This window comes from Streptomyces sp. NPDC051214, assembly GCF_040682375.1.
Taxonomy (GTDB): domain Bacteria; phylum Actinomycetota; class Actinomycetes; order Streptomycetales; family Streptomycetaceae; genus Streptomyces.
In genome coordinates, this window is record NZ_JBFBAT010000003.1 from 244639 (window position 1) to 258783 (window position 14145).

Sequence of the window (14145 nt, forward strand, 5' to 3'; positions counted from 1 at the left end):
GAGGAGAGAAGCGATGACCCGATCCCTTGTCGAGGACGTGTGGCCGCTGTCGCCACTGCAGGAAGGGCTGCTCTTCCACGCCGCCTTCGACAGCGACGGGCCCGACGTCTATCAAGGGCAGCGGGTACTCGAACTGGACGGCCCGCTGGAGGCGGACCGGCTGCGGAAGTCCTGGCAGGCGCTCCTCGCCCGGCACGCGGCCCTGCGGGCGAGCTTCCGCAGGCGTAAGACTGGCGAGGCGGTGCAGGTCATCGCACGCGACGTCGAACTGCCGTGGCGTACGGCCGACCTCACCGAGCTCGCGGACGCCGACGCGGCGGAGGCGGCGGCCGAGGCGGACCGGCTCGCGGGCCAGGAACGGGCTGAGCGCTTCGATCTGGCGGCGGCCCCGCTGCTGCGGCTCCTGCTGATCAGGCTCGGCGCGGAGCGGCACCGCCTGGTGGTCACCAGCCACCACGTCCTGATGGACGGCTGGTCCATGCCGGTGCTGCTCGACGAACTCACGGCGGCCTACGCGGCGGGCGGCGACACCTCAGGGCTCAAGCCCGTGACCTCGTACCGGGAGTACCTGGCCTGGCTCGGCCGGCAGGACAAGGATGCGGCGCGGGCCGCCTGGCAGGCGGAGTTCGCCGGGGCGGACGGGCCGACGCTGGTCGCGCCCGAGGATGCGGGCCGCTCGCCGCTGCCCCCGGCAAGCCTCACCAACGAACTGCCCGCGCCGCTGGCCGACGGCCTGGTGCGGTTCGCCCGTGGCCAAGGTCTGACGGTGAACACCGTGGTGCAGGGTGCGTGGGCGCTGGTCCTCGCGCGGCTCGCCGGGCGTACGGACGTGGTGTTCGGTGCCACCGTGGCCGGCCGGCCGATGGAACTTCCGGGCGTCGAGTCGATGGTCGGCCTGTTCATCAACACACTGCCGGTACGCGTCCGGCTCGACGCCGGGCAGCCGGTGGCCCACATGCTGGCCGAACTGCAAGATCGCCAGGCCGGGTTGATGGCACATCAGCACGTGGGCCTGCCCGAGGTGCAGGGGCTCGCGGATTCCGGTGGCGCGGTCTTCGACACCCTCGTCGTGTACGAGAACTACCCGAGCCCGCCCGCCGAGCGCCCGACGCGGGACACCTTCGGGGTACGTCTCGCGGTGGGCCAGGAGACCGCGCACTATCCGCTCACGCTGGTTATCGCGCCCGACGGTGAACGGATGCTCTGCAAGCTCGACTACCGTCCAGACCTGTTCGACCGCGAGACCGCCGACTCGGTGTACGCCTGGCTGGTGCGGGTGCTCGAACAGCTGGTGGCGGACCCCTCGGTGCTCGTGGGACGGATCGGGGTGCTCGCCGAGCCTGAACGCGGCCTGGTCGTGGAGGGCTGGGGCGGCACGGCGGGTGAGGTGCCGAGTGGCCCGGTCCCGGAGTTGATAGGCGGGTGCGTGGCGGCGATGCCGGACGCGCCTGCCGTGGAGGGTGAACGGACGCTCTCGTACCGGGAGTTGTGGGAGACCTCCGGCAGCTGGGCCCACTACCTCACGGACGCGGGCGTGCGGCGCGGTGACCGCGTCGCCGTCGTGATGGAACGGTCGGCGGATCTGCTGCCGCTGCTGCTGGGAGTGTGGCGGGCGGGCGCCGCCTACGTGCCGGTCGACGCGGGCTCCCCGCCGGAGCGCGTGGGGTTCGTCATCGAGGACTCGGCTCCGGTCCTCGTGCTGTGCACGGAGAAGACCCGGGCCGTCGTGCCGGACGGCGGTGCCGAGCTGGTCGTGGTGGACGACCCGCGCGTACGGAAGGCTGCGCTCGCCGGGGCTGCCCCGGACGCTTCGCCTGTCCTCGTGGGTGCGGACGACGTGGCGTACGTGATGTACACCTCGGGTTCCACGGGCGTGCCCAAGGGCGTGGCCGTGTCGCACGGCAGTGTCGTGGCGCTGGTGGGGGAGCGGGGCTGGGCGGTCGGCCCCGACGACGCGGTGCTGATGCACGCGCCGCATGCCTTCGACGTATCGCTCTTCGAGGTGTGGGTCCCGCTGGCGGCGGGCGGCCGTGTGGTCGTCGCCGGGCCGGACGCGGTGGATGCCGAGCAGGTGCGCGAGCATGTGGGCCGCGGCGTCACTTCGGTGCATCTGACCGCGGGTTCGTTCCGCGTCGTCGCGGGTGAGTCACCCGAGTGCTTCACCGGGCTGCGCGAGGTCCTGACGGGCGGGGACGTGGTCCCGGTGGAGGCGGTGGCCCGGGTGCGCGAGGCGTGCCCCGATGTGGTCGTACGGCACCTGTACGGGCCGACCGAGGTGACCCTGTGCGCCACCTGGCGGCTCTGGGGGCCGCATGACGCCATCGGGTCGGTCCTGCCCATCGGCCGCCCCTTGGGCAACCGGCGGGTCTTCGTCCTCGACGCGTTCCTCCAGCCGGTGCCGTCGGGCGTGACCGGGGAGCTGTATGTGGCGGGCGAGGGCCTGGCGCAGGGGTACTGGGGCCGCGCCGAGCTGACGGCGGAACGCTTCGTGGCCTGCCCGTTCGTGCCTGCCGGGCGGATGTACCGCACCGGGGACCTGGTGCGCTGGTCCGACACCGGTGAACTGCTCTTCGTCGGGCGTGCGGACGCGCAGGTCAAGGTACGCGGCTTCCGCGTCGAACTCGGCGAGGTGGAAGCGGCGCTCGCCGCCCATCCGACGGTGGCGCAGGCGGTGGTGGTCGCCCGCGAGGACGGCCCCGGGGAGCGCCGACTGGTCGCCTACGTCGTGCCCGGGACCCCGGACGGCGCGGAACCCTCCGTCATCCGCGCACATGTGGCACGATCACTGCCCGACTACATGGTCCCGGCCGCCGTGCTTCCCCTGACGGAACTCCCCGTCACCCGCAACGGCAAAGTCGACCACGATGCCCTGCCCGCCCCCGACTTCGCGGCACGGGCGACGGGACGCGCACCGAGCACGGAGACCGAGGCGACGCTCTGCGACCTCTTCGCCGAGGTGCTCGGTCTGGAGCGGGTCGGCGTGGAGGACAGCTTCTTCGAGCTCGGCGGCGACTCGATCATGTCGATGCAACTGGTCGCACGAGCCCGCCGCGTGGGCCTGGTGATGACACCGCGGCAGGTCTTCGACGAGAAGACTCCGGAGCGCCTGGCGCGCGTGGCGGCGGAAGTCGGGGCTGCCGGGGGCGCCGCGGAGAGGGCACGTGGCGTCGGTTCCTCGCGGGACGCGGCGCTGGGTGACGTGCCCTGGACTCCGGTGATGCGGGAGCTGGGTGAGCGCGGTCTGCGCGGTGGATTCGCGCAGTGGACGATCGTCGGCGCCCCGGCCGGGCTCGGCCGGGACGTGCTGGCGGGCGGCCTGGGCGCCCTCCTCGACGCGCACGACATGCTGCGGGCGCGGGTGGAGGCCGACGGGGACGAGCCCAAGTTGTCCGTACGGTCACGGGGCTCTGTCTCTGTCGAAAGCCTGGTCATCCGAGTCGACGCGCAGGACACACCCGAGGAGTCGCTGAACGACGTGGCGGTGCGGGCGGCGCGCGACGCGGTGGAGCGGCTCGACCCGGCCGCGGGCGTGATGGTCCAGGCCGTATGGGTGGACGCCGGACCGAAGCGTGACGGTCGACTGGCCTTGGTGGTGCATCACTTGGTGGTGGACGGGGTCTCATGGCGGGTGTTGCTGCCGGATCTGAGGGTGGCGTGTGAGGCGGTTGTTGCGGGTGGGGAGCCGCGGCTGGATGCGGTGGGGACGTCGTTCCGGCATTGGTCGCGTCTGTTGGTGGAGGAGGCGGGTGGTGAGGCGCGGGTTGCGGAACTTGACGCGTGGGCGGCCTTGTTGGGGGCCTCGGAACAGCCGGTCGGAGGGCGGGAGTTGGACCCCGGCCGTGATACTGCCGGGTCGATGGGTCGTCGTTCGTGGACGGTGAGGGCTGAGGATGCGGCGGCCTTGGTGGGTCGGACGCCGGCGGTCTTTCACTGTGGGGTGCATGAGGTTTTGTTGTCGGCGTTGGCGGGTGCGGTGGCCCGTTGGCGGCCGGGCGGGGGTTTGGGTGTGACGCCGAGTGTGTTGGTGGATGTGGAGGGGCACGGTCGCCGATCTGACGGCGGGGTGGATTTGTCGCGGACGGTGGGCTGGTTCACGAGTGTGCATCCGGTCAGGTTGGGCGTGGACGGCATCGATGTGGGTGAGGTGGTGGCCGGTGGGCCGGCTGCCGGAGTGTTGTTGAAGAGGGTCAAGGAGCAGGCGCGGGCGGTGCCGGGTGATGGGCTCGGCTTTGGTCTGTTGCGGCATCTCAACCCGGCCACCGCACCCATCCTGGCGGCCTTGCCCCGCCCGCAGATCGGCTTCAACTACCTGGGCCGCTTCACCTCCGACGTGGCGCAGAGCACGGTGGCCGCCTGGCAACCGGCCGGGAGTGAGGCGGTCGGCGGCTCCATCGATCCCGAGACGCCCGCGCAGCACGCCCTGGAAGCAAGCGCCGTCGTACAGGACACTCCTGAAGGGCCGCAGCTGACCGTCACGTTGAGCTGGCCCTCCGCACTTCTCGACGATGCCGACGCGGCAGAACTAGGCCGTGCGTGGGAGCAGGCGCTCGGCGGACTCGCCGCGCACACGGCCGATCCCGCCGCCGGCGGGTACACACCGTGCGACTTCCCCCTTCGCGATCTCGCGCAGCACGCCGTGGCTGAACTGGAGGCTACGGAACCGCAGTTAGAGGACATCTGGCCGTTGTCACCGTTGCAGGAAGGGATGCTGTTCCACGCGACGTTCGACGAAGAGGGGCCGGACGTCTATCAGAGCCAGCGGCTCATGGCGCTGGACGGCCCGCTGGACGTGGACAGGCTGCGCGCGTCATGGGAGGCGCTCCTCGCCCGGCACGCGGCCCTGCGGGCGAGCTTTCACCGGCCCGGTTCGGGTGAGGCGGTACAGGTCGTCGCGCGGCGGGTGGAGCTCCCCTGGCGTGTCGCCGACGTGTCGGGGCTCGCCGAGGCCGACGCGCAGGCCGAGGCGGAGCGGCTGGCCGAACGAGAGATGGCGCAGCGCTTCGATCTGACGAAGGCCCCGCTGCTGCGCCTGCTGCTCATCCGCTTCGGGGAGAACAAGCACCGACTCGCCGTCACCAGCCACCACATCCTGGTGGACGGCTGGTCCATGCCGGTCATCCTGAACGAGGTGTCCGCGCTGTACGCGGCGGGCGACCGGGCGGCAGACAGCGACACCCCGCACCCGAGGCCGACCGCCTCCTATCGCGACTATCTGGCCTACTTGCGGCAGCAGGACACGGAGGCCGCACGCGCCGCCTGGCAGACGGAGCTGGCCGGTGCGGACGAACCGACGCTGGTGGCGCCCGCTGACCCGGGCCGGCCACCGGTGCTGCCCGAAGTCAGCTCGGCGGAGCTCTCCCGTGCGGAGACCCAGGCGCTGACCGAGCTGGCCCGCACCCATGGTCTGACGGTGAACACCGTGGTGCAGGGTGCGTGGGCGCTGGTCCTCGCACGCCTCGCCGGGCGCACGGACGTCGTGTTCGGCGGCACCGTGGCCGGGCGGCCACCGGAGCTGCCCGACGCCGAGTCGATGATCGGCCTCTTCATCAACACCCTCCCCGTGCGCGTGCGGCTCGACGCGGACCAGCCGGTCCTGGAGATGCTCGCCGAGTTGCAGGAGCACCAGGCCGCGCTCATCGCCCACCAGCATGTGGGCCTGTCGGAGATCCAGCAGCTCGCGGGCCCCGGCGCGGTCTTCGACACCATGCTGATGTTCGAGAACTATCCGCGGAACGCGGCCACGCTCGCCGGACCGGCCGACGAGGTCACGATCACCCAGCTGCACACCCTGGCCGGTACGCATTACCCGCTGGCGGTCGGGGTCATTCCGGCCGACCGGCTCCGCGTCCTGGTGACCTACCGGCCGGACCTGATCGGCAGGGAGAACTCCCTCCGCACGGCACGTGAGGTCGTGCGGGTCCTGGAACAACTGGTCGCGTATTCCGCCCTGTTGGTGGCGCAGGTGGACGCGCTGAGCGCCCCTGACCGCGCGACGGTCGTGGAGGAGTGGAACGACACAGGGGCGCAGGCCGCCCGTGTGACTGTCCCCGAGTTGATCGCCGAGAAGGTGGCTTCATCGCCGGACAGCGCGGCGATCGAGGGCGAACGACTCATGTCGTATGCGGAGTTGTGGGCGGAGTCGGGGCAGTGGGCCGCGTACCTGGCCGGGCGCGGGGTGGGGCGGGGTGACCGGGTGGCGGTGGTGATGGAGCGGTCGCCCGACTTGCCTTCGCTGCTCCTGGGGATCTGGCGGGCCGGTGCCGCGTATGTGCCGATCGACGTCGGATGGCCGGTGGAGCGGACTGCTTTCGTCGTGAGCGACGCGGCCCCGGCTGCCCTGGTGTGCACTTCGGACAGCCGAGCAGCGGTACCGGTCGGCGGTCACGTGCCCGTCGTGGTCCTTGACGACCCCCAGGTGCGGGCGGCGCGGGCCGAGCGCGACGGCGAGCGCGACGGCGAGCGGCCGGTCGTGCCGCTGACAGCGCAGGACATGGCGTACGTGATGTACACGTCGGGATCGACCGGCACACCCAAGGGCGTGGCCGTGCCGCACGGGAGTGTGGCCGGGCTCGTGGGGGAGCCCGGCTGGTCCGTGGGCCCGGACGACGCGGTGCTGATGCACGCCCCGCACGCCTTCGACGTATCGCTGTACGAGATGTGGGTGCCGCTGGCTGCCGGTGGCCGCGTGGTCATGGCCGAGCGCGGTGTGGTCGATGCCCGGCGGATGCGCGAGCTCGTGCGGCGCGGGGTGACGTCGGTCCATGCCACGGCGGGCCAGTTCCGGGCGCTGACGGAGGAGACACCTGACTGCTTCTCCGGCCTGCGCGAGGTGCTGACCGGCGGTGACGTGGTCCCCGCCGGTTCGGTGGCCCGGCTGCGGGAGGCGTGCCCCGACGTGACCGTCCGCCACATGTACGGGCCGACCGAGGTGACCCTCTGCGCGACCTGGCATGTGCTGAGGCCGGGCGACGCGATGGGCTCGGCGCTGCCGATCGGGCGCCCGATGCACGCACGGCGTACCTATGTCCTGGACGCGTTCCTCAAGCCTCTGCCGCCGGGCGTGACCGGCGAACTGTACGTGACCGGGGAGGGCGCCGGGGCCGGGTTGGCGCAGGGCTACTGGAGCCGCCCCGGCCTGACCGCCGAGCGGTTCGTGGCCTGCCCGTACCTGCCCGGCGAGCGGATGTACCGCACCGGCGATCTGGCGCGCTGGACCGAGGACGGGGAGTTGCTCTTCGTCGGGCGGGCGGACGCACAGGTGAAGATCCGGGGCTTCCGCGTGGAGCTGGGCGAGGTGGAGGCGGCCCTGGCGGCGCACCCCGACGTGGCCCAGGCGGTCGTCGTCGCCCGCGAGGACCGGCAGGCGGAGCGCCGCCTGGTCGGCTACGTCGTCCCGGACGGCGGAAACACGGACGGTGGAAACACGGACGGTGGAAACACGGACGGCGGAAACACGGACGGCGGAAGCACGCCGCCGGACCCCGAGCTCCTACGCGCCCACGTCGCGAAGACACTGCCCGAGTACATGGTCCCCACGGCCGTGATCACCCTGGACGCCCTCCCGGTGACCCGCAACGGCAAGGTCGACCGCGACGCATTGCCCGCCCCGGACTTCGCGGGGAAGGTCACCGGGCGCGAGCCGCGCACGGAGACCGAGGCGGTCCTGTGCGCGCTGACGGCCGAGTTGCTCGGCCTGGAACGGGTCGGGCCCGACGACAGCTTCTTCGAGCTGGGCGGCGACTCGATCATGTCGATGCAGCTGGTCGCCCGCGCCCGCCGGGCGAACCTGCTCCTCACGGCGCAGGACGTCTTCGAGCACGAGACGCCTGCGGGCCTCGCGGCGGTCGCCCGGCACGAGGGTGCACGCACGGCTGACCCGGAGTCGGGCATCGGTGAGGTGCCCTTGACGCCCGTGATGCGGGCGTTGGGCGAGCGAGGGCTGCGCGGCAGGTTCGCGCAGTGGACGATCGTCGGTGCCCCGGCGGAACTCGGCCGGGACATGTTGACCGGTGGCGTGGCGGCCCTCCTCGACACGCACGACATGCTGCGGGCCCGCGCCGTGACGGGCGCGGCCGATGGGCCCGGTGAGCGGGGGCTCAAGCTGACTGTGGGGCCGCGTGGCTCGGTCGACGCGGCAGGCCTGGTCACGTGTGTCGACGCGTCGGACACGCCGGACGACGAGCTGGACGGCCTCGCGGACGATGCGGCCCGTGCGGCCACCGAGCACCTTGACCCCTCGGCGGGGGTGCTGCTGCAGGCCGTCTGGGTGGACGCAGGGCCGGGGCGGACCGGTCGACTGGCCCTGATCGTCCACCACTTGGTGGTCGACGGGCTGTCGTGGCGCGTCCTCGTCCCCGATCTGCGGGCCGCGTGCGAGGCGCTGGCGGCCGGACAGCCGGCGGAACTCGACGCGGTGGGCACGTCGTTCAAGGAGTGGACGGAGACCCTTGCCGAGCAGGCCACCGGCGAGAGCAGGACCGCGGAGCTCGCGGACTGGGCGGCTCTGCTCGGCCCGGCTCCCCTCGCGCCAAGCATGCTCGAACCCCCGCTCGGCAAACGGGAACTGGACCCCGCGCTGGACACCGCCGCCTCCATGCGGCGCCGGACATGGACCCTGCCGCCGCATCTCGCGGAGGTGCTGGCGGGCCGGGCGCCGACGCTGTTCCACTGCGGGGTGCACGAGGTGCTCCTGGCGACGCTCGCGGGCGCGGTCACGCAGTGGCGCGGCGAGGGTGGATACGGGGGCGGAAACGAAGGTGGGCACGAGGCCGGACACGTGCTCCTCGATGTGGAAGGCCACGGCCGGGAGCCGCTCGCGGGCGCCGAACTGTCGCGCACGGTCGGGTGGTTCACCGCCACGCACCCCGTCCGCCTGGACGCGAGCGGCATCGACCTGGACGCAGCGCGGACCGGTGGCCCGGCGGCAGGAGCCCTGCTGAAGACCGTCAAGGAGCAGGCGCGGGCCATACCCGGCGACGGGCTCGGATTCGGACTGCTGCGCCACATCAACCCCGAGACCGCGCCGACCCTCGCGGCGCTGCCGACGCCGCGGATCGGCTTCAACTATCTCGGCCGGTTCAGGGCGGAGGCACCGGAGGGCCAGGTCGCCCCCTGGCAGCCGGTGGGCGGCGAGGCGATCGGCGGTTCGGTCGACCCGGACATGCCCGCCCTGCACGCCCTGGAGGCGGGCGCCGCGGTGCAGGACACGCCCGAAGGGCCGGAGCTGACGGTCACGCTGACGTGGCCCGCCGGCGTTCTGGAGGACGCGGAGGCGGAGAGGCTCGCCCGGACCTGGCTCGACCTGCTCGCCGGCCTGGCCGCACACACCGCCGCCCCGGTGCCGGGCGCCGCCACCAACCCAGCCACGAGCAGCCCCACCACCGGCCCCAGCACCGGCTCCGCCGCGGGCGGGCACACCCCTTCCGACTTCTCTCTCGTCGACCTCGCACAGCACGAGGTCGACGAACTCGAAGCCGCCGTGCCCGAGTTGGTGGACGTATGGCCCCTCTCACCCTTGCAGGAGGGGCTGCTGTTCCACGCGGGGTTCGACGAGCAGGGACCGGATCTCTACGAGGGGCTTCGTGTATTGGACCTGGACGGCCCTCTGGACGTGGGCCGGCTGCGGGCTTCCTGGGAGGCCGTCCTCGCCCGGCACCCGATCCTGCGGGCGAGCTTCCACCGGCGCGCGTCGGGTCAGGCCGTGCAGGCCATCGCCGGGGAAGTGCTGCTCTCTTGGCGTGAGGTCGACTTGTCGGCACTTCCGGCCGCCGAGGCCCGCGCCGAACTCGACCGGATCGCAGGGGAAGAGCGTGCCCGCCGACTGGACGTGACGAGGGCTCCGCTGCTGCGCCTGCTGCTGATCCGCCTCGGCGAGAACCGTCATGCCCAGGTGGTCGTCAACCACCACATCGTCACCGACGGCTGGTCGCTGCCGGTCCTCATCGCCGAGATGTCCGCGATCTACGCCGCGGGCGGCGACGGGCACACCCTGCCCCCCGCGACCTCGTACCGCGAGTATCTGGCATGGCTGGCACGCCAGGACAAGGAGGCGGCCCGCGAGGCCTGGCGCACGGAGTTCGCGGGCGCGGACGAACCCACCTTGGCGGCGCCGGACGACCCGTCGGCCGCGTCGGCCGTGCCCGCACGCCTGCCCTTCGAGTTCGGCGAGGAACTCACCCGGAGCGTCGTCGAACTGGCACGTGCGCACGGTCTGACGGTGAACACCGTCGTGCAGGGCGCCTGGGCGCTGCTCCTCGCCCGGATCGTCGGGCGTACGGACGTGGTGTTCGGTGCGACGGCGGCCGGCCGGCCCGCCGAGCTGCCCCGCGTGGAGTCGATGGTCGGCCTGTTCATCAACACGCTTCCCGTACGGGTCGATCTGCGGGCGGAGCAGTCGGTCGCCGCGATGCTGACCGGTCTCCAGGAGCGGCAGGTGTCGCTCATGTCCCACCAGCACATCGGTCTCTCCGAGATCCGCGGCCTCGCCGGACCGGGCGCGGCCTTCGACTCGCTCGTCGTCTACGAGAACTACCCGCGCCCGCCTCTGCGGGAGCCCTCACCCGACACCCTGTCCATCCGCCCCGGCGGCACACCGGAGGACACCGGCCACTACCCGCTGACGCTGATCGCGGTGCCCGGCGAGCGGCTGCACGGCGAGTTCATCTACCGGCCCGGCGTGTTCGACCGTGTCTGGGCCGAGGAGATGGTGGCGTCACTGGGCTGTGTGCTCGAAGGGATGGCCGCCGACCCGTCGGCGCCCGTGGCCCGGGTGGGCGTCCTGGACGGGGCGCGCCGCGAGCGCGTCGTGGGCGAGTGGAACCGTACGCGGGTCCCGGTGCCCGCCGAGACGTTGCCCGAGCTGTTCCGGCGGCAGGCGGAGCGGTCGCCGGACGCCGCCGCCCTGGTGTCGGGCGAGCGGACGCTGACGTACGCGGAGCTGTCGGCCGAGGCCGGGCGCTGGGCGCGCTGTCTGATCGCGGCGGGCGTGGGGCCCGAGCGCCAGGTGGCCGTCCTTGCCCCGGCGTCGGCGGCGACGGTGATCTCCCTCCTCGCGGTGTCCATGGCGGGCGGGGTCTTCGTGCCGGTGGACCCGGGATACCCGCCGGAGCGGGTGGCGTTCGTGCTCGCGGACGCGGACCCGGCGGTGCTGCTGTGCACGCGGGAGACGCGTGCCTCGGTGCCGGAAGGGTTCACGGGCCGCCTGATCGTCCTCGACGACCCGGAGGTCGTCGCGGACGTCGCCGCGCGGGCGGCCGGACCCGTCGGCCCCGGGGAGCGGACCGGGCCGCTCGGCCCGGACAACGCGGCCTACGTGATCTACACCTCGGGGTCGACCGGGACGCCGAAGGGCGTGGTCGTCCCGCATGCCGGGCTCGGCAACCTGGCGCGGGCGCAGATCGAGCGGTTCGCGGTGGGGCCGGACGCGCGGGTCCTGCAGTTCGCGTCACCGAGCTTCGACGCGGCGGTCTCCGAGCTGTGCATGGCGCTGCTCTCGGGAGGTGCGCTCGTGGTGCCGGGCGCGGACGCCCTGCCGCCGCAGGTGCCGCTCGGGCAGGCGCTCCGCACCTGGAACGCGACCCATGTGACCGTGCCCCCCAGCGTGCTGGCGGTGGAGGACGAACTACCGGCGGAACTGGCCACGTTGGTGGTCGCCGGAGAGGCTTGCCCTCCGGCGCTCGCGGACCGCTGGTCGGCAGGGCGGCGCATGGTGAACGCGTACGGGCCCACCGAGCTGACGGTGTGCGCGGCCATGAGCGCGCCCCTCACGGCGGAGGCGGGAACACACCGGGACGCGGTGCCGATCGGCAGCCCGATGGCCAACGTCCAGGTGTTCGTGCTGGACCGCTTCCTCCAGCCCGTACCACCGGGAACGCCGGGCGAGCTGTACGTCGCGGGCGCGGGGGTGGCCCGCGGGTACTGGGCGCGGCCCGCTCTGACCGCCGAGCGGTTCGTGGCCTGTCCGTACGCGAGCGGCGAGCGGATGTACCGGACCGGCGACCTGGTGCGCTGGACCGACGACGGCGAGCTCGTCTTCGTCGGGCGCGCGGACGCACAGGTGAAGGTCCGGGGCCACCGAATCGAGCCGGGCGAGGTCGAAGCGGCCCTCGCAGCGCATCCCCAGGTCGCCCAGGTCGTGGTCGTGGCGCGTGACGACCGACGGCCGGGAGAGCACCAACTGGTGGCGTACGTCGTCACTGATGCCCCCGACGCGTGCCCGGCCGAGCAACTCCTCGCCGCATTGGGCGACTTCGCGGCCGAGCGGCTCCCCGCCTCCATGATCCCCTCGGTGTTCGTCCCGCTGGAGCGCCTGCCCCTGACCCCGAACGGGAAGGTGGACCGGCGTGCGCTGCCCGCCCCCGACTTCGCGGGGAAGGTCGCGGGACGGGAGCCGCGGACGGAGACCGAGGCAGTGCTGTGCGGTCTGTTCGCCGAGGTGCTCGGCCTGGAACGCGTCGGCGTCACGGACGGCTTCTTCGAGCTGGGCGGCGACTCGATCTCCTCGATGCAGCTGGCTTCCCGTGCCCGCCGCTCCGGCCTCGTGGTGACGCCCCGGCAGATCTTCGAGGAGAAGACCCCCGAGCGCCTCGCCACAGTGGCCGAGACGACCGACGGCGGCGGGCACGACGCCGTGGAGGACATCGGCGTGGGTGAGGTGCCCTGGACGCCGGTGATGTGGGAGCTGGGCGAGCCCGCACGGCGGCCGCGGTTCGCGCAGTGGGCCGTCGTCGGGGCCCCGGCGGGCCTCGGACACGACGTACTCCTGACCGGTGTGGCCGCGCTCCTCGACACTCACGACATGCTGCGCGCACGCGTGGTCACGGCGGACGACGACCGCACCGAACCGCTGCTCGTCGTCGGCGAACGGGGAGCCGTGGACCCGGCCGGCCTGGTGACCCGCGTGGCCGCCGAACACGCGGCGGCCGACGCACTGGACGAGATCGCGGAAAGCGCGGCGCGAGAGGCCGTCGGACGCCTCGATCCAGCGGCGGGGGCGATGTTCCGGGTCGTGTGGGTGGACGCGGGCCCGGAGCGTGTCGGGCGGCTGGTCCTGATGGTCCACCACTTGGCCGTGGACGGAATGTCCTGGCGGATCCTGCTGCCCGATCTGGCGCTCGCCTGCGAGGCCGCGGCGGCGGGACAGGCGCCCGTGCTCGACCCGGTGGGGACCTCCTTCAGGCGCTGGGCGAACCTCCTTGCGGCACAGGCGCACCAACCGGACCGGGTGGCGGAGCTCGCCGCGTGGACGGCACAACTGGACGGCACGGAACCACTCCTCGGCCGACGTGCGCTCGATCCGGCCGTGGACACCGCCGGGACGACGCGCCGCGCGTCCTGGCAGGTCCCACGGGAGGAAGCGGCCACGCTGGCGGGCCGCACCCCCGCGCTGTTCCACTGCGGGGTGCACGAGGTGCTCCTGGCGACGCTCGCGGGAGCGGTCACGCACTGGCGCGACGAGGACGGGCCCGTACTCCTGGACGTGGAGGGTCATGGCCGCGAGCCGGTCGAGGGCGTCGATCTCTCCCGCACCATGGGCTGGTTCACCAGCACGCACCCCCTGCGCCTGGCCGTCGCCGACGTGGATCTGACCGAGGCGGCGCACGGCGGACCGGCGGCCGGAGCACTCCTGAAGGCGGTCAAGGAACAGGCACGGGCGGTGCCCGGCGACGGCCTCGGATACGGCCTGCTGCGCCACCTGAACCCCGAGACGGCCCCCGTGCTTGCCGCCCTGCCCGGACCGCAGATCGGCTTCAACTACCTGGGCCGGTTCGCCGCCGGAGACCCGGCCGACGGCCGCACCGCCGCTGCCTGGCAGATGGCCGGCGACACGGCGATCGGTGGCTCGGCCGACCCGGACATGCCGTCCATGCACGCCCTGGAAGCGGGCGCGGCCATCGTGGACACTGCTGACGGGCCCGAGCTGACCGTCTCGCTCAGCTGGGCGGGCCACGCGGTCGACAGCGCCGACGCCGAACGTGTCGGACGGCTCTGGCTGGACATGCTCCGCGGTCTCGCCGCCCACACCACCGATCCCGCGGCCGGTGGCCACACACCTTCCGACTTCCCCCTGCTCGGCCTGGCACAAAGCCAGATCGAGGAGCTCGAAGCCGGATTCGGCCCGCTCTGACACGAAGTCCCGAGGCTCCG

General features: G+C 73.0%; 1 protein-coding gene. It reads left to right on the plus strand.

Annotation, left to right across the window (positions count from 1 at the left end):
- The first annotated feature begins 13 nt into the window (after window positions 1-13).
- Window positions 14-14125: an amino acid adenylation domain-containing protein gene (locus AB0M70_RS09120; protein ID WP_365817991.1), complete on the plus strand. Its 14112-nt coding sequence runs from the start codon at window positions 14-16 to the stop codon at window positions 14123-14125.
- The last annotated feature ends 20 nt before the right edge of the window (window positions 14126-14145 follow it).

Excerpts from the sequence above, each read along its gene's own strand:
- AB0M70_RS09120 (WP_365817991.1), top strand. The coding sequence starts at position 14 with ATGACCCGATCCCTTGTCGAGGACGTGTGGCCGCTGTCGCCACTGCAG.